The organism is Legionella moravica DSM 19234, from assembly GCF_000423305.1.
Classification (GTDB): domain Bacteria; phylum Pseudomonadota; class Gammaproteobacteria; order Legionellales; family Legionellaceae; genus Legionella; species Legionella moravica.
This window is the reverse complement of record NZ_AUHS01000027.1, coordinates 1-22,077: the sequence shown is the minus strand read 5'-3', so window position 1 is coordinate 22,077 and position 22,077 is coordinate 1. Positions and strand designations below refer to the sequence as shown.

Genomic DNA, 22,077 nt, shown 5'->3' with positions numbered 1-22,077 from the left:
TTGACATCAAGCGCAATAATGCATACAATGTTGCGCAATCTTAGCTGATGGCCCATACGTGCACTAATGTCTCTTAAGAGTGATGAAAAACAAACTATAAAACCTGTAGATTTAGTTTTCATTCTAGCAATTGCTGGCCGTATCGACGCGCAAAGTCGAATTCTCGCAGAAAAACTCGATAAAGATCGCACCGTATACTACGCTTATGCAGTTCTCGATTCGCTCAGTTCCTCCTACAGCATGTTCAAATATTTTTTTGATCTGTGCATTCCAAGTGGCACCAATGATCAGATGCACGACTTGATGATGACTCCTGGTGGAATCATCGCAATCTCTATTGAAACTCTATTTTTGGTATCATTCTCTTTTCTGGCAACCCTATATGATAAAGAAAAGGGTGACTCGATTAAAAAATACATCGCTACGGATTGGCCTTATTTTCGTGGCATTATGAAGGGGCTGAAAAATGCGTACAAGGGATTCCGAAGTGCGATAGTCGCCATTAGTTTAATTGGAGGGATTGATTTAAAATATCTTATCGCTCCAGTTGGATTATTGCTTGGCATTTTTGCTGCAGTCAATCGAACCTGGCTGCTTAAAATGGTCAATGACCGAAAAGTAATGATGACAGCCAATGCGGAACTTTTGCTTGAAATCAAAAAGTTGAGAACACTAACCAGGGAAGAAAGTGAATCCTACCTGGGAAAAATCAAAGAACAATCACAATCATTTGATACACGTTGCAAGGCGTTTGTTGCAGTAGCTGCTGGTGGTTTCATTGACGGTTTGTATCTGTATGTCGGGGTGTTAGGTCTGGCTATGTTATCGCCTCCCTTGCTGGCATCAATGGCCATTATTTGCGCTATATACACTATTGCCTGTGTTGTAACCCGTTTATATGAAGAATATGATTTTCAGCTCAGATTGTTTGTCACTCATACTAAATGTGAATTGGCTTTGATTACCAAAGAATTGGAAACCAGCTACGCGCAATTATTAGCTTTAAGGGATATACCCAATAAAACTTTAAAGGATTATATCGCCATTCGCTGTTTGGAATTGGAAGTTTATAAGTTAATCAACCGGTTTGAGGATAAACGAAATCTGCTCAAACACCAATCAACCCCTACTTATTTGTCTGCTGCTTTATTAGGAATAAAAAACGGATTGTATGCTTACAGCGCTTTGGCAAGTATCTTATTTTTGGTGGGATCTATATTGGTATTAACAGGTATAGCCTTTCCACCTGCATTGCTTGTTACCTGCGTCACTCTTGGCTTGGTGTTTATGGTCGGTTTTGCAATTCAATCTCTGGTTACAACTTATTTTAAATTAAACAAGAAAGATGATTCTGAACATCATCCATTCGATGAATTGATTGAAATGAAGAACAATCTATTGAGTGGGGCCGCTGATTTTCTTGAGCCAGAGTCTTTTCAGCAATCAATCAGAGATGGTCTTTTTCTTGATCGATCTCCGCAGTTTTTCTTTCAGGAATGGTTTGAAGTGTTTCGTTCCTTATTTTCCGGTTTTGGTAAAGGACAAAAATTTGTTGATTTTGCCGGAAATCCTCTACAGGAGATGGACGAACAGGGGCATTATCAAGATACACCGATAATGTATGTTCTATCCGTATTCAGTGCATTATTCTTTGGTATTATCCTGGCGCTCAGAGCCTTGGCAAGGGGGCTGGGGCGTGCACCTTTAGGACAGGTCGATCTTGCCGCTGAAGTTGAGCCTCAGCCTGTTCATGATCCTGTAACAACGAAGGTACTGCTCCAAACCGAGTCACAGGGGGAGTCAATCCAGAGCAAAAATCCTCGGACTGATTCCCAGAGTACTTTGCCTACCTCTTCATCCCCTTTCGGATTTTTTAATAAAAAACCAATCAAATCAGAGATACGTCACGCCAAGAGCGAACAGGACTTTTCAATATTTACTGCTAGTCCGCAGAGTACAATTCAGGGTTTAACGTAGGATCGTTATACATTTTAAATTGATGATATATTCTGAAGGTGCGTGATTTTTCGTGTACTTCAGTCAGTAATTGTCCTAGACAAAGAGCTAATTGATCTAATTGTTGATGTATGGTCTTCAGTTTCTGTGCGCAGGTGTTTCTATGCTCGTCATTGACATCAGTACGCTTGGTCTGAAGGTTCATATGATAGGATTTGAGTGCTAATATGGAGAGACGGTCAATAATCATCCCTGGTGATTCTGAATTAACAGGACATTGTGCGGGATTGGCTGGGCGCAATAAATGAAACAACCATTCATCCATAGCTTCCATACGATTATTTCGCAGCTGATTACAGGTATCTATTTCACGTTTCGCCTGATATACAAATTCAAAACCCATGTCGTCTCTGCGTGCCCGATCTTCGGCATGCCATAATTGATAATTAAATGCATGATTTTCTTCAACCAATTGAAGAAACTGCGTATGTTGGTGTTCGATCCCTGAAGATTTCCATGCGATGATGCAGTTTTTATGCAGGTTGGTGATAACTGAGGGATTGATATCCTGGTGCATAATCTATCCTACTGATTAAAAAGTTGAATAGTTTAACCTTTTTTATGGGAGCGAATCCAGCATTCTTTCAATGGGGAAATAATGGAGGTCAATCAGCAACTTCCTTGCTAAGGTAGAGGGAAAGTTTATTGTCCTTCACCAAAGTACAGTGTATAGATGTTGAGATAAGTACCATCAGACTCCATACTGAGCAGAGCGGTATTCACTTTATCTATCAAGGCTTTATTGGTTTGCAGTCCGAGAATTCCATAGCCCTCCCCAATAGGAATTTTGTTACCAATCATTTTGATATCTAATGACGCATTGTACACCATGTAATGCGCGAGATGATTATTAATAAAAACGGCATCGATCTTATTATTTTCAAGTCCTGAGATCATATCTGGAAAATTTGAGTATCGCGTAATTTGGCCATCATCATAATTTGAGTTAAGCAATATTTGATACAGTGTATCGGTTATAACACCGATGCGTTTATTTTTTAGATCGCTAATGGTATTCATTTTGTTGTTGCTTAGGGTCACAAATTGACCATCACTGATTAAATAAGGAAGGCTGAATAAATAATTGCCTGTGGCATCATTGGTTATGGGGATTTGAGTGAACTCAAGATCAACAGAACCATCTTGCAACTCCGCCAACTCATTATTAAACGAGATGGCTTTATACACACAGTCTTCTTTGATTCGCTTACAAATTTCATTCATCAGGTCAATGTTAAAGCCATAAAATTCTTTTTTATCCACGTCTGCAAAGACCACATAAGGAGGAGTAATAATAAAGCCGACAGTGATCGGGGCACCAAAGAGAAGAGTACTGCTTATAAACAAGATAAAACCAAATATCTTTTGCATGTTTATAGCCTAATCAAGATTTACTTAAACTCTAGGTGTCTAAATATTATTTGTCAAATTGGTGATTATTTGGGCTTAAATTAGGATTTGTTGACACTGGCTACTCTCCCTACGCTCTGCACTGTCTCGTGAGTAGATCATTGACTAAGCTCAACCTTTAAAAAGTGAAGATCGTTCAGGGGGAAATAGATGAAATGCCAAGAGCTTCTGTTCACTTTTTTCTAGCCAGGCAGCGATCCAAGGCATTGGCAAATGCGGTTTTTTCTTTGATGCTTAATGCTGGTGGACCACCAATACGCTCTCCCGTAGAACGCAATTGCTCATTTATATCTCTTAGGGTTAAGCGCTGTTTGATATTATTTGCGGTATAAATTTCCCCTCGCGGGTTAATGGCCAAAGCGTTTTTTGCAACAACTTCAGATGCGAGAGGAATATCTGCAGTAATGACTATATCATCAGCTTGTACATGACTGACGATGAAGTTATCGGCTTGATCAAAGCCTTTTTCTACCCGTACCGAACGAATGAAAGGTGAGTTGGGGTACGTCAGGAAGGCATTAGCCACCAAGGTCATGTGGGTTTTTGTGCGTATGGCTGCACGAAATAAAATATCTTTAATTATTTTGGGACAGGCATCAGCGTCTACCCATATATGCATTATGTTTCATCCTTACGAAGGTGTGCTGATCATTTAAAATAATGATCCAGTAGATAACATTCTATCAAAATTGTAGTGATCTCATAACCACAGTGTGTATATTATCTAAAGGCGCACTTCTTCATTTTCAAATTAGTGGATTAACTGTATATTTAACGTATTGTTCTTGATGGAATTAAGTGCCAGGGATTTTTGCGGTTTTAAGGAAAAGTGGTATGAAGCTGTTAATCGATATCGTAAAATCACAAATTCACCAATTAACAAGTCCTGTTTTAAAAAATTGGCTGTTAAAGCATTTTAATGAAGATTCTGACAATGTAACGGATCTGTTTTGCAGACAAATTCCGGCACATTTCAATGAAAAACACGCCCGGAGCATTTCAAACATGCAATTTCCAGGGCATTATCCGATTTTTCCCATTGTATCCGTCTATGCCCCAGAAGAATTACGACAGCAATTACGAGAGTTGCTTCTCGCGTCGCTACAATCATTGGATGGCGGTGAGGGGATCGATAATCATGAATTCAATGCTCGAATTTGTAATCAGTTAAATGATTTTGCAGAGGCTTGGCCAATCATTACCGCATGGCAACAGCAAGGACCTAATGAATTAATCAGGGTACTTGAGCAGTCTATGGAACACTCCCTGATGGCTTTGGATCGTTTAAACAAGGATCCCAATCTTCATGCTTTGCTGGAAGTTTTTTTTAGTAAAAGTAATAAGGAATTGGAGGCAATAAAGCGAAACGATTTATTTCAATTTTTACGCCAACCTGATTTTTCCGGATGGTTTAATCGCTATCTTGATTCATTTGCAGAGCAGGCAATACAACTCATGTCTTTTCGACTTTTATTACTGATTTTTTCATCAGGTACGAATGAGATGGACAAACTGACTGAGTTGAGAGCGTCAATTGATGCTTATCCTTTTCCCCTTCATCTAGAGACTCTATGGGCTATTTGTGCGTATTATCAATCCGCACTGGATCATAATACATCGGTTGCTTCGGGATTTATTACGGTACTTCATGATCTGTTAAAGAAGATGGATACCCTGACACAAATTGAATTTCTAAGTGGCTTGAATGCGGATCAATATTATTTCATTGTTGATTTCTGTTTAAAAAAATGTTCTCAGGAGGGTATTGAAGAACAGCGGCTGTATTTGGAAATGCTGTCCTTATTTTGCTACGAATCCTGTGCGCCTGATAAAAAATGCTTGAAGAGGATACAAGCTCGCCTTAAACAAATGGACGATTTTCTTTTCGAGATACCACTGACTCCAAAATTGGCCAAGCCTCTTCAGGATGGATCTCATCATAAAACAGATGAAGGTTTTGACGGCCAGAGTATAGAGAAGCTGTTAATCTCTCCTGATTTTGTGGCCGCACACTCATCAGCAGTATTAAAACAACTAATCGATAGATTGACTTTGCTTGGTTTAACCCTGAGTCAAACTGAATTAAACAAGATCATCTTGGCGTCGAATGAACGTAATACCAATACGGTTGAATTTAAAGAACATTTAAACCGCATTAATTTGCACTTGCAGAAACAATTTGGCCCCCAAGAAGATTGGTTAGCCAAGCGATTTAAAACAATAAAATTGAGTATTGAGCACAGGATAAATAACTTATTGTATCAATTGGAAGAGCAGGCTAATCAGGAGCTGAAAGAGGGAAATGAAATTGGGGATCGCGCTTTGCACGTGCTTTATGGCTATTACAGTCAGGTGCATTCTTCCTTGCGGTTTGATTTGTTGCTCAGAGCTATTGTAATGGAGTATCAGTCGGTATTAAAAATTGAAAACCTATTGAGCACTGACCCCAATCAAGTTCTTCTGCGATTGAATATACAAGGTTCACAAATCCCTATTGAATCGGCTGATTTAGATCGTAAAAAGGACATTGCATTATACAATTCAGCCGGATTGAAGATTGGATTTATCAATCAGGCTAATGACGCAATTACCTTTGTTAATGAAGAGCCTCTACCATTAATTCAGACACGAGCCGTCCAGGAAAATGAACTTCTCTTTGATCTGGCAGGAAAAGCAATCGGCTATTTATCTGAATCAGGCCAGGTTAGAAGTGCCAGTCAATTGCAAAAAGAGTTGAGCGTTCGCGTACTGAGGTCAATTTCGCAGCGGATCTTGGATAGGTCGCCAGCAGGTTTGGCATTATTGATTCAGCACGTGCTTTTTGAAAACTCACTGGACGTGTTCTACGAAATCGGGGGATCTGGTGCTGGAGTTTTGCGAGCTCAGTGGTTTGAACGGCGTGTTTCAGTCGCGGTACAGAGTATGGCAAAGGACATTAATCCTGCTGCTCTTGAATCGATAGTCAATCATTTTAGTGATGATGAGGTATTTGGAGTATTAGCCAATATTCGGCATAAGACTAATGCGATTCAATTATTTCATAGCGTTTTAAAGCACGATAAAAAGCGGGCGCAATTCTTAAGCGGTTCCTATGAAGCTGATGTTCATCAGTTTTTCGAGCGGCATCATGTGACAGGGTGTTTGGCTGAATATATGGCTCAGTATTATGATAAACCCTGGTTTGCGGAGGGTTTATCGCGATTTGCCTATTACAGTAAAAAAAATAATCTGGATTGCATCCTGAGCGATGCTCTTGCTTTAGTGCCCAGAGACAAAAAAGCAGCTCAATTTGATGCGTTGCTGCTGCAGTTGATTGGAACAGAGGCTTGTGCTGCCGTTGTGCTAAAAGAATTTCTAAATGATCGATCTCAAACGGCTGTTCAGCATGTAAAAAATCCTGAAATCAGTCGAGTGACTCAATATTTTAATAAAAATCATGTGATTGCTGTTATCTCTGCTTTAAATAAAACTTCTTTTTGGGAAGGAACAGCACAATATAAATTAGTTTTGCATGTTTTAGATAAACAGCATGCACACTTGTTTTCAAAAGCAGAGCAGCCTCGCTCGGCTAAAGAGCCATGGCAAACTCGTGAATTAGATGAAATGGCAAAATTTACAAATAGGCATTTGAGTAAAAAGCGTTCATTAGATAAAGATTCTTCAATTGGGCATAAAATCCTGGGGGAATTAATATTCAGGAGCGCCAGCTTGGGACAGACTTCATTGTTTTATTATAAAAAAAGATTTAATAAATCGGTTGCCCGTTTGTCCTTTTCACGTGTTTTTCTGGAGAGATTAATTGATAAATTCTGGATACCTGAAGGTACAAAGGAGCAAATATTAGATGAATTTCCCCATAAAAAGGATTGGTTGCCTATTCACATACCCTTGAAAAAGGAACTCAATGATAGTCCAATTTTATTGGACTGGCGGCATTTAATGCTGGAGACCTGGAAAGAAATTAATACCAAAAAACTCCCAATGATTTGCGTGTATCTGTTGAATTATTCGGGCCAAAAAAGATCAGTCTTGACCTTAATACATGATTATTTTGACTCCTTCGATAATCATACAGAATTCTTTCATCCGGTTTCAGGGTTATTACGCCAATTTCCACAGCGCGATGTCAGTTTTGTTTTATTTGATGCCCTGGAAGAGGTGATGTTAAAAAATCCCAAAAAGCTGGATGGGGTGGTATTAAGTGATATGGCTCAGTTTTATGCAAAAAAAATCATGAACTCTGAGATAAAATCCCCGCAGGCTGAACTCAGTTTATTGACTTACTGGGGGCAAAATAAACAGTACGAGTTGGTGCGACAGGGATGTGACGTTCTGGCTAAGACGTGTACTGATAAAGAATTAAAAAAGCGTTTACAAAAAGGTGCAACCGAAGCTGAAGTGGAAAGAAATTTACATGCCAATATAGGCGAATTTTATTTTGGTTTATTAAAAACGATTAAACGATTATGGCATTATGGTATTTTTGCAGAGCAATCGACTTCCAAAATAGTTAAGTTATGTGATGATCATTCACCAGGATTAGAGCGTCGACAAGCCTCTGATGTAGTAAACACACCAGAAACCAGGGGCATAAATACTGATTGTCTAGGGTTTCGTGTGAAAAGAAAGCAATTAATCGGACTCCTGGACACTGTAAAGCGCAGTCCTGTGATAAATGCCCCGGCGATTCATCGCAAGACAAAGAAACACACCTTATTTGGAGCCGCTCAGGAGTCCAAACCTCCGAAGTGGAACGAAGTTGTCGCTAGTCAGAACGATATGATAACTATATAATTCTTTATAAAGCAGTGGAGTCTATTAGAAGATTCGCTACGATTTAACTGCCCGATTTAAATAATTTTGGAACATAACTATGGAGCGTGTCATGAGAATAGTATTCTCTTTTTGCTTACTGTTTGTCAGTGCGTGTCTCTGGGCGGAATCCACCCTGCCTGATGGATGCCAGGCTGTTGCTGTCCAAGGTGAGTCGGTAACCTTGAAATCAAAGAGCAGCAAATTGGTCTTTATTCATAATCTCACCAGTGCTGATCTTTGGATCACTCATCCCGTGACTAATCCTGGAGCCAGTGCTGGATGGACAACGCGATTGCAGGCGGGTAACTGGTCTGCCCTGGCTGTCGATAAACCCCCATTTGAATTAAATTGCATTGAATCCAGACCGGGCCATGAGCAACAGGTTCCCTGCGAAGGAGCCATTGCGGTATGTCAGTGGAAAGGGGTAAAAATTCCCTCTGGAAGTGAAGGCACTTTTTGGGTTGGTGAAGACATGTCCTTAAATGCTTTGACAGCGGCTGTTGGTGGGCGTGGTTTTAAATTACCTGTAGCGAAGTAAAGGGATAATTGCTCATCTTAATCGACTGGGGTTGACGACTTATCAAAACAATTTCAAGGCCTGTTGACTTAAAAATGCAGGTTGTTGACTCACTCTATATAAATGTGTCTATTCTTGCTAGTTATATAGATAAGTGGTAGAACAGATTAAACTGTGTTTAAGTACTAATTATGACAATAAAATATATAAGTGGTGAAAGGTGAGTAAAAAATCAAAAGATCCTTTTTATAAACGGGAAAGTGAAAAGTATGCCGACCCAATACCCAGTCGAGAATTCATTATGGAAGTTCTTGATGAGTATGGCAGACCCATGTCAAGAAATCAGTTATTCGATAAATTGCATTTGAATGAAGAAAGCAAGCAGGAGTCCCTGGGTTTTCGATTGAAAGCCATGTTGCGCGACGGACAAATAATGCAAGACAGAAGAGGACGATTTTGTCTGTTGCAAAAAATCAATCTGCGCCGTGGAACTGTGCAAGGACATCCTGATGGGTTTGGTTTTTTCGTACCTGATGAGGGTGGCGAAGACATGGTACTTTCTGCTAAAGAAATGCGGGCAGTTATGCATGGGGATGTGGTTCTGGCCTACCAGGCTGGAGTCGATCGACGAGGACGACCCGAAGGTAAAATTCATGAAGTGCTGGAACATGCCAATGCTACTGTAGTCGGCCGATTTTTTACGGATCACGGAGTGAGTTTCGTTTTACCTGACAGCAAACGTTTGACCCAGGACATTTCCATACCCCCTGAATTTGCCGATGGTGCTAAAAACGGGCAAATGGTATTGGTCGAATTAATTGCTTATCCCAATAAACGGGCACAGGCTATTGGAAAGGTCATCCATGTTTTAGGTGAGCACATGGCTCCGGGCATGGAGATTCAGGTCGCAATTCATGCACATGGTATTCCATTTGAATGGCCGGATGACGTTCTGGCGGAAGTCGCAAAAATTCCACAACAGGTTACCGAAGACCAACTTAAGAATCGAACTGATTTGAGAGCATTGCCGTTTGTCACTATTGATGGCGAAGATGCTAAAGATTTTGATGATGCAGTATACTGCTATAAAAAACCTAAAGGCGGCTTTCAACTCTATGTAGCTATTGCTGATGTAAGCAATTATGTAGCGCAAGACTCTGCATTGGATAAGGAAGCATCCCGGCGTGGTAATTCTGTGTATTTTCCCGGCAAGGTTGTGCCCATGTTGCCGGAAGCACTATCCAATGGATTGTGTTCATTGAATCCGCGTGTCGATAGATTGTGTATGGTTGCCGAGATGTCGATTAGTATGGATGGCAAAATTACACGTTCTCGTTTTTATCGAGCGGTTATTCATTCTCAGGCCCGATTAACCTATACCCAGGTTGGATTATGGCTTGAAGAGCAGAAAACCGATGAAAAACACCAGCATTTATGGCCTGTTTTGGGATCGCTTTACGAATTGTATCAGGTTTTATTAACTACTCGAAAATTGCGCGGTGCGATGGATTTTGAGACGACTGAAACCCGCATAGAATTTGATGAAAATAAAAAAATAAAATGCATCGTTCCCGTTATTCGTAATGATGCCCATAAATTAATAGAAGAGTGCATGTTGGCGGCTAATGTTGCAACAGCCAAATTTTTGGAAAAAGCAGAAATTCCTACCCTGTATCGCGTCCATGCGGCTCCCGAAGAAGATAAAATAACCGCTTTGCGCCAGTTTTTAGGTGAGATGGGATTGCAACTAACTGGCGGTAGAAAACCAACACCTAAAGATTTTCAAAAAACCATGATTGCGATTGGCGACAGGCCTGAAAAGCATTTAATCGAGACCGTGATGCTACGCTCCTTAAAGCAAGCCCAATATGTTGAGGCGAATGAGGGGCATTTTGGTTTGGCCTATTCAGCATATACTCATTTTACTTCACCAATCAGGCGATTTCCTGATTTGTTGATTCATCGAGCAATTGGCCATTTGTTGGATAATCGCCCTGTTTATGAGTTTAGTTATACTCATGAGGATATGAATCGTTTAGGCAAACATTCTTCCATGACCGAACGTCGTGCTGATGAAGCAACGCGAGAAGTCGTGACCTGGCTGAAGTGTGAGTACATGCAAGATAAATTGGGACAGGTATTCAAAGGAAGAATCTCCGCGGTCACCAGTTTTGGTATTTTTGTTGAGCTTGATGAAATATATGTCGAGGGGCTGGTGCATGTAACCTCGTTAAAAAATGATTATTATACCTTTGATTCAGTAAAACATCGTTTAATCGGTGCCCGCAGCGGTCAAGTCTATCGTTTAGGCGATAAAATGACAGTTTTGGTTGCACGTGTTGATTTAGACGAGCGTAAAATTGATTTTGAGCCTGCAGAGGATGAAGTTAGCAATGAGTGAGCAGTTTGTATATGGGGTTCATGCGGTTACTGCTTTATTGGCTAACCCCCATAGAGTGATAAACACTCTGTTTGTCAGTCAAGACAGAATTGATAAGAGAGTGCAATATGTATTGGATAAAGCAGAACAGGCAAAGGTACGCATTGAAAAATTAAGCGCTCAGAAAATGAATCAACGTTTTGCCGAGTTTACTCATCAAGGGGTTGTCGCTTCAGCCCGTCCATTACCGGAGTATGGTGAATCCGATTTAATTCCTTTATTGGAGGCCAGTAAAAAACCAGGCCTTGTATTAATATTGGATGGTGTTACCGATCCCCATAATTTGGGGGCCTGTTTGCGCTCCGCAGATGCAACCGGCGTGGATTTTGTGGTGATCCCTAAAGATAAAAGTGCCAGCATTACTCCCGTCGTCAGCAAGGTAGCTTGTGGTGCCGCGGAGTCCGTTCCTTTAGTACGGGTTACAAATCTGGCTAGAGCTATGGACATTCTCAAAGAGCAAGGTGTTTGGATCTACGGTGCAGCGGGTGAAGCAGATGAATCATTATATCAAATTGACTGCACCGGTACTGTAGCAATCGCTCTCGGTGCGGAGGGTGAAGGATTAAGACGTTTGACTCGTGAACACTGTGACGGTCTGTTTTCACTACCGATGGCAGGTACGGTGGACAGCTTGAATGTATCGGTGGCTACTGGTGTTTCATTATACGAAGTAATCAGGCAAAGACAAAAAGGCAGTAAGCAATGAGTGAATTGAAAATCAGAGCAGCAAAAGCAGCCATGGCTTTTATTGAAGACGATATGGTCGTTGGCGTGGGTACTGGATCTACTGTAAATTTCTTTATAAAAGAATTAGCGTCTGTAAAACATCGAATTGATGCCTGTGTTGCAAGTTCCAAAGCAACTGAATCCTTATTGCGAGCAGCAGGTATTCCGGTCATTGATCTTAATGCGGTACATGAATTACCTGTTTATATTGATGGTGCGGATGAAGTGAATGAGCACGGAGAAATGATTAAAGGCGGTGGCGGTGCTCTTACTCGTGAGAAAATTGTTGCCAATGTAGCCCAAAAATTCGTGTGTATTGTGGATGAATCTAAAGTGGTAACTCAGCTCGGCAGGTTCCCTGTTGCAGTTGAAGTGATTCCCATGGCACGTAGTTTTGTCGCCAGACAATTAGTGAAATTAGGTGGTGATCCCGAGTACAGAGAAGGATTTGTAACGGATAATGGCAATATCATCCTTGATGTATTTAATTTAACCATTACTCAGCCCATGGCACTGGAAGACAGCATTAACCAGATACCTGGAGTAGTTGAAAATGGATTGTTTGCTCATCGTTTGGCAGATAAGGTGCTGGTAGCTTCAGTTGACGAAGTTAAGAGCTTGAAATAAGCAGGAATACAGCAGGGATTGTAGAGCAATTATCAAAAGCCCCTGGTTAAAAGACTCATTTTATAGGTTTTAAAAAAGATGGATGCACACAAGGTTTTTGTCAATAGAATTATCAACATGAAAAAAATCAAGTTAATTGGTCTGGATATGGATCACACCTTGATTCGATATAATTCAGAGGCATTTGAAGCCCTGGTGTATCAGTTGATTAAAGAGCGATTGGTTGAATTAAAACAATATCCTGAAGCCATCAAAAATTTGCAATTTAATTATCATGATGCCATACGCGGTTTGGTTATCGACAGTAAAAACGGCAACATTTTAAAGTTAAGTCGTTATGGTGCAATTAGACAAAGCTATCATGGAACGAAATTAATCAGTTTTAATGAGCAGCAAAAATTTTACCGAAGTACTTACGTTGATTTAAGTGATCCCAATTACATGGCGATTGATACTTCATTTTCGATTGCTTTTTGTGTGTTATACGGTCAGTTGGTCGATTTAAAAGAGGCGTTTCCAGAAGAAATGCCTAATTACCAGACTATAGCGTTGGATGTGCAATATTGTGTTGATAAAGTGCATTCGGATGGCAGTTTAAAAAATCTTATTATTCAGGATTTAGACAAATACGTTATCAAAGAAAAAGCGGTTGTAGAGGGTTTAAAACATTTTATTCGCCATGGGAAAAAAGTATTTATTTTGACCAACTCGGAATACACTTATACTAAATTGCTCCTGGATTATGCCATTACTCCATTTTTGAATAAGGGCGAAACCTGGCGCGACTTGTTTGAATACGTCATTACTTTAGCAAATAAACCCCGGTTTTTTTACGACAACCTCAGGTTTTTATCCGTTAATCCTGAAAATGGCACCATGACCAATGTGACTGGGGCTATCACTCCAGGGGTCTATCAAGGAGGCAATGCTAAAAAATTCACGGAGCAACTTAACGTTAGCGGTGATGAGATTCTTTATATTGGTGATCACATCTATGGCGATATTTTAAGATTGAAAAAAGATTGCAACTGGCGAACCGCCTTGGTTGTTGACGAATTAGGTCAAGAGATTGCGGCTCAGTTAAAAGCATTACCGACTGAAAGAAAAATAGTCGAATCCATGAATGTTAAAAAAAATCTGGAACAACACTACGTCAATCTGTGTACTCGAAGCATTGATGAAGCATCCAGAGAATACGACAGTCAAATTCATAATTTGCAGGTGGAAATTTCAGCCATAGATTTACAAATTAGCAAATTAATACAAGAGCAAGCCAAATTTTATAATCCCAAGTGGGAGAGAGTATTCCGGGCTGGAGCAGAAGAAAGTTATTTTGCTTATCAGGTGGATAGATTTGCCTGTATTTACATGGAAAAGCTCTCCGATTTTCTGGAACATTCACCAATCACTTATTTCAGGGCGCACAGACGATTATTGGCTCATGATGTCGAGATTTAATTTTAATCCTTAAGTTTTTGTTAAGGTTTACCCCTTATACTCGCTTTGTGAATCTTAGGGAGTTGAGATGCGAGTATTAATTGTCGAGGACAGTGCGTTTAATGCATTTTGTTTACGTCGTTTGTTGGAGTCAGTGGTAGCACAGGTTTCTGTGACGATTGTGAATAACAGTCAGGCCGCTTTATCACTGATTAATAGCCACTATCCGGATATGGTCGTTATTGATGGGGATTTAGGCGTAACCTCTGATGACCAATACTGTAATGGACCTGAGCTTGCCGACATCCTGATTTCAAAACACCCAAAACTTCCCCTGATTGCCTGGACCGATTCCGAATTCATGCGAGAAGCGTTCTGCAAGGTATTTAAGCGTCATAATCATTCATTCAATGAATACAACAGCTGGAACAAAGTCATCAGCATCGACAGGATTTGCAAAACCTGGGCTTATTATTTCGATGAGTTCATGGGAGGACAAGCGGAGGCTTTTTCCAGTCAATCCTGTGTGGTTTCGTGCTGAGCCTGATTATTCAAGATGTATTCTTTTGCAGCCAACCTTCTATACAAATAATGGTTTCTTCAATAGTACTTATTGCCTGAAGATACAGTTGCTTAAACAATTTACGCTCGCCTGATTTCCAATAGCGTTCCAGATATTGGCAAGCAAATTTCATTCGAGTAGTGCCAATATAGACGGCACTGCCCTTGATTTTGTGAGCTATTTTTTCAACCAGAAGATAATTATTTGCCTTGAAGGCATTTTTCATCCCGTCCAAATCTTTAGGAAGTTCGTGAGCCATTAAAGTTAACAATTCTTTTAGCTTCTCCTGAGTTGCGCAGTTTTTCAATGCTTCGTCACTGTTTAAGATAGGAAACTGGTTTAATTGAAACAGTTCATCATCACTGTCAGGCAAGTCTTTTCTTGTTTTGGATGATTCAATTTCTGGAGTTTCATGTCGCTCTGGAATAAATGATTTAAGAATATCTATGGCATGTGCTTGAGTCAGTGGCTTGGTTAATACCGCATCCATTCCAGATTCAATGCAGCGTTGCCTGTTTTCATCACCACCATGTGCCGTGAGCGCAATAATAGGGGTGTTCTTTATTTCAGTGGAGTAATTTCTAATGTGGTGGGTGACTTCATATCCATCCATGCCATCACCTAATCCTATATCCATAAAAATCAAATCATAGTGCTTCTTTTTGCACAGCTCCAGAGCATCAATGCCATTAGATGCAACATCAACAGCACAGGCTAACTGGGTTAATAATGCTTTGGCTACGGTCTGGGCAATATAATTATCTTCAACAACCAAAATCAAGGCCGCTGTTTTATTATGTGGTACGGAGATAGATGGATCTTTGTATGGTTGGTGTTTTGCAGGAGTCATATATGCTGTTTTAGCCTTTAAATCTTCGTGTTCATCAATAATGCCTGAATCATCATCGAGAAGTGGCGCTTGGAGAGGAATTAGACAGGTAAAACAGGTTCCTTTACGAGATTCGCTGGAAACATAAATTTCACCACCGAGCTCTTCCACAAATTGTTTTACCACATAAAGTCCTAATCCCGCACCTTTATAAATACCTTGGTACGACGGGGTCAGTCGTTTGAATTGCAGATAAATTTCTTGCTGTTTGTCTTTTGGAATACCCATGCCAGTATCAGTCACGGTTAGTTTAATGACTAATTGGCGCTCTTCTTTTTTAGCAAGGGTCACATCTACCGACACATAGCCGCTATCGGTGAAGTTAAGGGCATTTCCAATTAATTCAAGAGCTATTCGGTGAATTCGGATTTTATCCCCAATAACAAAGCTGGGGAGGTTGGTATCCACTGTAAGGGATAAGTTTAATTTTTTTTCATGAGCACGCGCCTGGTTTAATGCAATGACCTGATCGAACGTCTTCCTCAGGTTAAATTTGCGTTTAAGCATGGGTATTTCACCAGAACTTACTCTGACGGCCTCAAGAACTTCGTCCATTAAATTCAGTAATGCATGGCTTGATGCGATGAGATTATCAGCATATTCTTTAATGCGAGACTCAGTAGATTCAGATTTTAACAGCTCTGAATACCCTACAATTCCCGCGAGAGGTGTTCGGATGTCATGGCGCATGTTGGTTAGAAACTCAGTTTTTGCATTATTAGCAGCTTCTGCACGTTCTTTTTCCTCTCTAAGCTCTATTTCTAATTGTTTACGTTCTGTAATATCTATAGAAATACCCACCACGCCAATAATATTTTTTTTGTTATCAAACAACGGTACTCGATGAGTTAAAAAGTAGATAATTCGGCCATCATGGTGAGGAATTGGGGGTTCTTCAATATTAAGTTTTGGGGTTCCAGTATGAAGGACGTCCAGGGTATCTTGTTTAAATGATTGTATGGCTGTGTCCGTCCAATGCCCAATTCGCCCCATTTCCTCAAAACTTAAGCCTTTAAACTGTACAATGGAATCTAAACCAAACATCGTCAATACGTTTTTATTGCAACCGACTGTTTTTCCGTGTTTATCCAACCAATACACATTGCCCGGCATACACCCGATAATGGTTTCATAATAATGAACAATATGCTCCAGTAACGTTTCGATATTTAAGTCTTTGTTAGAACCAATATCCAGGATGCGCTCTAATTGCTCCAGTAAAGAATTTGGTGCTGTGTCGTATCCTTTGTCTTTCATTAGACGATCTTTTTAATGGCATGTATTTCAATTCTAGTACGTTTATAGTTTTTTTGTTTCTGGAACCACCTCTTGGAACTCTATAGAATCTGGTCTTAGTGCGTCATCTGGTTCCGCGCCATCAGTTCGGTTTTTATTAGCGAAAAGGCCTATGTTTCTTGAAGCATGCTGGATAATTTTTTTATCAATCAACAAGGTGGATAGTGTTTTAAGATTGCTCGCGAAATAAAATAAAAGCCCAGTGGTTGTCGGGGAGTAAGTAATAACCGGATCAAAAGTTGTAAGATTAACGGTTTGGGGATAAAGGTTTTTTTCGCTCGGAAGATGTTTAGACCATTTATCAACATATGCTGCATAGTGCAGTTGGATTTGTTTTTCAGATAAGGGGAGAAGAGAACATGTCTCATAATCGGCTTTCCCTCTAGCAGCCATTGCGACCATTACTGCATTGGCTATTTTGAATAAGCCTTCAATTGTATTGGGTATCTGATCTTTCTCTTCGAGGTTTAGGAAGTCTTGCCATACTGCGCGTTGTTCCAGATTTATCTCGTTCGTACTGAGTTGTGACAAAAAATATAAAACCATATTTTCTTCTTGTTCTTCACCCCTTTGAAGGGAATAGGGATTAATCTTTAATTGTTCAAGTAGTGATTCGGTGGGCGTTACACTATCGAGCTCACCAAATAGGTTATCAAAAGGAGATTGAAAGGTAACCTCTATCCCATGTTGGTGACACAACGCTCCAAGGGACGCCTTATAAAACTCCTTTTTAGCGAGCACGGCTTTGATGAACGTATCTAAAGCGTCATAAGTCATTTGATGACGAACAAAAAGTTCAATACCAAATAACATATAATCATGAGAAGGCAGATGATAGAACAATCGTTTTGCCTCATTATCCTTAGCACATGCTTTTATTATGAGGCAATTTTTTTCAAATTCACTAAAAAGAACGTGCTCATATGGGTTTCCTGTACTCTCGTCATAATGAAGAGAAGTAATTACTTGTCCCGGGCGAAGTCTTATTTGATGGTTAATCAACTCCAGCGTTTCTCCATCATGAGTAATCGCTTGTAAGCTTGCCCCAAACATACAGCCAGCAGTAACAAATTGGCTGAAACCAGAGAAATTAGAAAAAGGTGTCTTTGCTTTAGCTATCCAGGGATAAAGATAAAGGGCATGGTCTGTTGTATCACCAAATAACAGGGGTAAAAATATTTCATCTCGTCGTCGTTTGTTAAATAGAACGACTGGTTTTTCAGCAAGTGGGTTAATAACCGTCTCACGCGTGGCTGCAAAAGTTATTAGTGAGGACATTAAAGCATAAGTTTTTTTAAACGAGCGAGATTCTGGTTTTTGCGAGGAAGGTGTCTTGGGTAGGTGAAAGATAAATTCTCTTTCTTTAATCACAAAACGTTCTTGTTCATCTGAAACTAACTCATCGTTATTAGGTGTTGGTGAAACCAGCAGAAGACCACGTTTAAAGAATAAAGGGTTGATGTATAAATCGTTAAATAAAAGCCAGGTTAGTTCAGGCGCATTCGATACATTGAGGTATTCTTCGGTGTTTGTCTTGTCACATTTTTCTTCCATAAATGTTCCTTTTAAAGAGGTGGTATGCTAAGAAATGAATGCTGTTGATTGATTTTAAGTCATTGATATGGTTTTGTCGAAACAAAATTGATTAAATTACTGCTAATAAATCCTATTTCAGTAAAGGTATTGGGTGCCAGTTGTTTCATAACTGAATGTTACCGAAGGGATAGTGATTAATAATTGTCAAATGGCTTATATTAACCTATAATGCTCAAATTTTTACCTACAAAAAGGTTAATTAAGTCCGCATGATATCTTTAAAAAACCCGCTGCAACACGCCGCTCACCCCATAGCTCGTCGTATTCCCTGGACGATATGGAAACATGAATTTGATTATCAAGCGGATGCTCGGGAGTTTGGGGCCATGGATTTGGATTTCGACACCTTTTTGCAGCGTGTGAACCGTTGGTACCAACCTTACAACGCTTTGTTGTGCATGCTGTTGGGGCATCAGGAGGCTTCGCCTGCAGAATTGCTACCTACGCTTTTGAATATTGATAAGAAGCATTTGTATGTTTTGCTCAAGGCGCTGTTGGTTACGGGACGAACAGACCTTCTGGAGCGTTATATCACGCACCCTGATGTCAAAATCGCTCCCCAAACCCTGCAACGTTTTTGGACTCGAGCATGTATTATTTCTGCAAAATACGGCAATCTGTCTTTCATGCAATTTTTGGCACAGCGTGTAACACCCGAACAGTGGCAGAGGATGATTGCAGCCAATGATTTCGCTGTGTATATTGAAGCAGCAGCAAATGGCCAAATGGCTTTTCTTCACTATCTTGAAAATTACCCCTATCCTGTTAACCGATGTGTGGCTGTACTGGTTCAGAATTCTCGGGCATTCAGAGAAGCGTTATCCAATGGGCATACTGAGATAGTAATACATCTGGATTCCCTGATGTCGCCGGCATTCAGGAACATAGTGCTTGCAGCGGATGGCTTTGGCGCTCTGTTAAAGGCCGCGGCAAACGGTCATACCGCTACCCTGGAATATGCTGAACGATGGATGACGGAAGAGCGCATCATGGCCATGGTTCAGACCAACCGATTTGAGGCATACCGAAAGGCGGCTGCCAATGGACATGCGGATACCTTGCGGTACCTGGAACGCCGAATGAGTTCAGAAGACATCAATACCGCGATTCGGGAAAATCACTTTGAGGCCTATCGAGAGGCCGCCGCAAAGGGATGTGTTGACATACTGCAGTATCTTGAGTCGCACATGACGAAAAAACAACGAATCGCTGCAGTTGTCGCCGGTTATTATCAGGCATACCGCCAAGCTGCTATAAACGGCCATGTCGCTACCATGCAGTACCTGGAGCCACGAATGCCCTATGGACGCAAACATGCCGCATTACGAGCAAATCAATATAAGGTGGTGCGAGCTGCAGTCAAAAGAGGGGATGTTTCGACACTCGAGCAGTTGCAAACAGGATTAGAAGACAGCATCTGGAAAGAAGCACTGAGTGCCAATGGTTACGAAATCTATGGCATGGCTGCAGAACAGGGGGATATGGTCACCCTGCAGTACTTGGAAGGTTGTATGGGCGCGGCACAAAGAAGCATAGCGATTTCAATGTTTAACCCCGAAGGTTTGGGTTGCACGCCTTATATTCGGGCCATTAGAAACGGTCATATAGAGATGGTGCAGCACCTTGAGTCATTAATGACACCTCAACAAGTACTCGAAGCCTTAAAAAACAGTACTTTTAATCCATATTACCTTGCGATCTCTTGCGGTCACCTTCATATACTCAAACATCTCGAATCCAATATACTCAAGGAAGCAACACGTTTATTCATAAGTGCAGGTTCGTGGTTAGCATACCGCAAGGCGCTGTGTGGCAATAATACCGCCATCGTTGAGCATCTTGAAACCTACATGACTGATGCAGAAATTAAAATGATTTTAAGGGCATCGAATTACAAATTATATGAAGAAGTGATGCGGTCTGGCTGTCTTTCGAACCTTAAGCACATAGAAAAGCATCTTTTTAAAGCAGAAACTCAGACAGTTCTTCGAAATCAGAATTGCCACAATTATGCTCTTGCCATATCTCACGGTACTGTTCAAATATTGAAATACTTTGAGTCTGAAGGCTTTATAACCCGTGAAGAAATTAGACAGGTACTACCGAAATATGATTATGGAGTGTTTCGAAACGTTGTATCTAGAGGTGATATTGAAGTCGCTGAGTACTTAAGTGGTTTTATGAGCCATGAAGAAATAAGGAATGTGTTCCAGCGAGAACAATTTCAGGAATGGGGCACGGCCATATGCCGAGAGCATTTTGAAATCCTGGCATTTCTTGAAGGGTTCATGTCTCTTGACGACATGAAACAGATACTTCAAAACGATAATTATAGAATAGTGATTGATGCTGTCACAAAAGGCAATATCGACTTATTTCAGCATTTGTTTGAAATAATGCCTTCTGGTTTCCTGGAGGCGGCGCTTCAGGCCGATAATTATGCAGCATACAGAAATGCTCTTAAACTGTGGAAGATTGACGTCTTGCCTTACCTTGAGTTTTACATGCCTCGAAGGCAAATCTATAGAGCGATTTTCGCCGATTATTATCTTACTTATTCTTGCGTAATGGGAACTCCCGAAAGCGCGTACTATGTGGAACGACAATTAAAGAAGTGGCGACATCCCGAAATTCCTGATCGAATTATCGCCAACATATACGTTGATGCTGCGGCAAATGGGAGAACCTCCATTCTGCGGCACCTGGAACGCTCGATGACACCAGAGTTTTTGAACACTGTACTCCGATGTCTTTGTGGAATTGACGATTTTCAGGTGGTGTTCAATGACTGCCCGGCTGATAATTTTCGTCTCACTCAATGCGCTCAAAAACATCCTGATACACTGTGGCATCTTCTGAACCACCCGATATTTATGGATTGGGCGCTCTTGCATCAGGCGGAGTGTGGTGATGTATTGTCGGTATTTTTGTACGAGCGCTGTGAATCATGGCATGCTGAAGCAGTAGCCTTTGCCAAAAGTAATCCAGACTCAGTCTTTACGCTGGATGAGGCGAACACCGCTTTTGCCCTGCGTGCGGCAATAGCACTTACTCGACATAACAGTCCTGCATCGCAACAGCTTTTGCGCTTTTTACTGCGTATCCCCAGCGTACGTGCCCAGGCACATACGATGCTTCTCAATGAGGAAAACGCACTCCTGCGCACAGCAATTCGTCACCAAAACCAGGGAGCGATTCAATTGCTCATGGCAATACCGCAGGTGCATGATCTGGCGCAAGCCCATAATTATTATGCAGATGACGTTACCGGTGATGTGGACATCCGAGCCATAGCACTGGACAGGGAATCGTCTTTACGTGCTTTATCACCGTTGGAGCAACTTCGCTTCTCTCGTCTTAAAGAGCATTATGCGCATACGGCTTTCCTCAGCACAGACCATTTATTGGAAGAGCTACGTGACTATCTACGCACACGTTATGAAGCCAAACCGGCTCGCATCACTCTTCATGGAAAGGACTTAGTCCTGCCCCTGACCTGGGATGCGTTTCAGCAGCTTGGCCTCAGCGGGGAAGCGCGCGCCAGTGCATTGAGGGCTTATTACGCACATGATGTGCATACTGCGCTGCGCTGGATACTGAAACCCAACCCATGGATGGCTGCTAATGCATCTTTTGCTGAGGGAGAGCCGGAGGCGGGATTGGGTTATGCGCCATTTGAGGGATACAGCAAAGAGATTGTACTTCTTTGGGCTGCGGCAACCGACGAAAAGGCGGAGCCAACCCAG

At 41.0% G+C, this 22,077-nt stretch carries 13 protein-coding genes and 1 pseudogene; 9 read left to right on the top strand and 5 right to left on the bottom strand.

Annotation, left to right across the window (positions count from 1 at the left end):
• Window positions 1-66: 66 nt before the first annotated feature.
• Window positions 67-1,977 carry a hypothetical protein gene (locus G543_RS0107685; RefSeq protein WP_028384008.1) on the top strand — a complete coding sequence of 637 codons (1,911 nt, stop codon included), beginning with the start codon at window positions 67-69 and terminating at the stop codon, window positions 1,975-1,977.
• On the opposite strand, the gene G543_RS0107680 is transcribed toward G543_RS0107685, so the two are convergent.
• The 3 genes from G543_RS0107680 to G543_RS0107670 all read right to left on the bottom strand — a co-directional run bounded on the left by G543_RS0107680 (window position 1,943) and on the right by G543_RS0107670 (window position 4,045).
• Window positions 1,943-2,533, bottom strand: a complete 591-nt coding sequence (locus G543_RS0107680; RefSeq protein WP_028384007.1) for a DUF4254 domain-containing protein — start codon at window positions 2,531-2,533, stop codon at window positions 1,943-1,945. The two genes, G543_RS0107685 and G543_RS0107680, sit on opposite strands and share 35 nt — an antisense overlap.
• A 125-nt stretch (window positions 2,534-2,658) precedes the next feature.
• Complete coding sequence (locus G543_RS0107675; protein ID WP_028384006.1) at window positions 2,659-3,387, bottom strand: transporter substrate-binding domain-containing protein; 729 nt, start codon at window positions 3,385-3,387, stop codon at window positions 2,659-2,661.
• A 211-nt stretch (window positions 3,388-3,598) separates the two neighbouring features.
• The gene (locus tag G543_RS0107670; protein WP_028384005.1) at window positions 3,599-4,045 is read right to left on the bottom strand and encodes a YaiI/YqxD family protein; all 447 of its coding nucleotides are present in this window, start codon (window positions 4,043-4,045) and stop codon (window positions 3,599-3,601) included.
• A gap of 215 nt (window positions 4,046-4,260) precedes the next feature.
• Here G543_RS0107670 and G543_RS17410 point away from each other — a divergent pair, with 215 nt between their 5' ends.
• The 7 genes from G543_RS17410 to G543_RS0107635 all read left to right on the top strand — a co-directional run bounded on the left by G543_RS17410 (window position 4,261) and on the right by G543_RS0107635 (window position 14,529).
• Window positions 4,261-8,220, top strand: a complete 3,960-nt coding sequence (locus G543_RS17410; protein WP_051190639.1) for a hypothetical protein — start codon at window positions 4,261-4,263, stop codon at window positions 8,218-8,220.
• A 91-nt stretch (window positions 8,221-8,311) separates the two neighbouring features.
• On the top strand, window positions 8,312-8,779 hold the full coding sequence (locus G543_RS0107660) for a hypothetical protein (protein WP_028384004.1): 468 nt from the start codon (window positions 8,312-8,314) through the stop codon (window positions 8,777-8,779).
• 199 nt (window positions 8,780-8,978) lie between these two features.
• Entirely contained in the window at window positions 8,979-11,159 is a 2,181-nt protein-coding gene (gene rnr, locus G543_RS0107655) for a ribonuclease R (RefSeq protein WP_028384003.1), read from the top strand.
• Complete coding sequence (gene rlmB / locus G543_RS0107650) at window positions 11,152-11,904, top strand: 23S rRNA (guanosine(2251)-2'-O)-methyltransferase RlmB (RefSeq protein WP_028384002.1); 753 nt, start codon at window positions 11,152-11,154, stop codon at window positions 11,902-11,904. Before rnr ends, rlmB begins: the two co-directional genes overlap by 8 nt.
• A complete protein-coding gene (gene rpiA, locus G543_RS0107645; protein WP_028384001.1) occupies window positions 11,901-12,551 on the top strand; it encodes a ribose-5-phosphate isomerase RpiA in 651 nt (216 codons plus the stop codon). Before rlmB ends, rpiA begins: the two co-directional genes overlap by 4 nt.
• A gap of 78 nt (window positions 12,552-12,629) precedes the next feature.
• A complete protein-coding gene (locus G543_RS0107640; protein ID WP_028384000.1) occupies window positions 12,630-14,009 on the top strand; it encodes an HAD-IG family 5'-nucleotidase in 1,380 nt (459 codons plus the stop codon).
• Between the two features lie 67 nt (window positions 14,010-14,076).
• Window positions 14,077-14,529 carry a response regulator gene (locus G543_RS0107635; RefSeq protein WP_028383999.1) on the top strand — a complete coding sequence of 151 codons (453 nt, stop codon included), beginning with the start codon at window positions 14,077-14,079 and terminating at the stop codon, window positions 14,527-14,529.
• Between the two features lie 10 nt (window positions 14,530-14,539).
• On the opposite strand, the gene G543_RS0107630 is transcribed toward G543_RS0107635, so the two are convergent.
• Both G543_RS0107630 and G543_RS0107625 read right to left on the bottom strand, forming a co-directional pair.
• The gene (locus G543_RS0107630) at window positions 14,540-16,696 is read right to left on the bottom strand and encodes a PAS domain-containing hybrid sensor histidine kinase/response regulator (RefSeq protein ID WP_028383998.1); all 2,157 of its coding nucleotides are present in this window, start codon (window positions 16,694-16,696) and stop codon (window positions 14,540-14,542) included.
• Between the two features lie 42 nt (window positions 16,697-16,738).
• Complete coding sequence (locus tag G543_RS0107625) at window positions 16,739-18,289, bottom strand: hypothetical protein (RefSeq protein ID WP_028383997.1); 1,551 nt, start codon at window positions 18,287-18,289, stop codon at window positions 16,739-16,741.
• Window positions 18,290-18,540: 251 nt separating this feature from the next.
• Between G543_RS0107625 and G543_RS18375 the strand changes: the two are divergent.
• Window positions 18,541-22,077 (top strand): annotated as a pseudogene (locus tag G543_RS18375) (hypothetical protein); the annotation flags it as partial.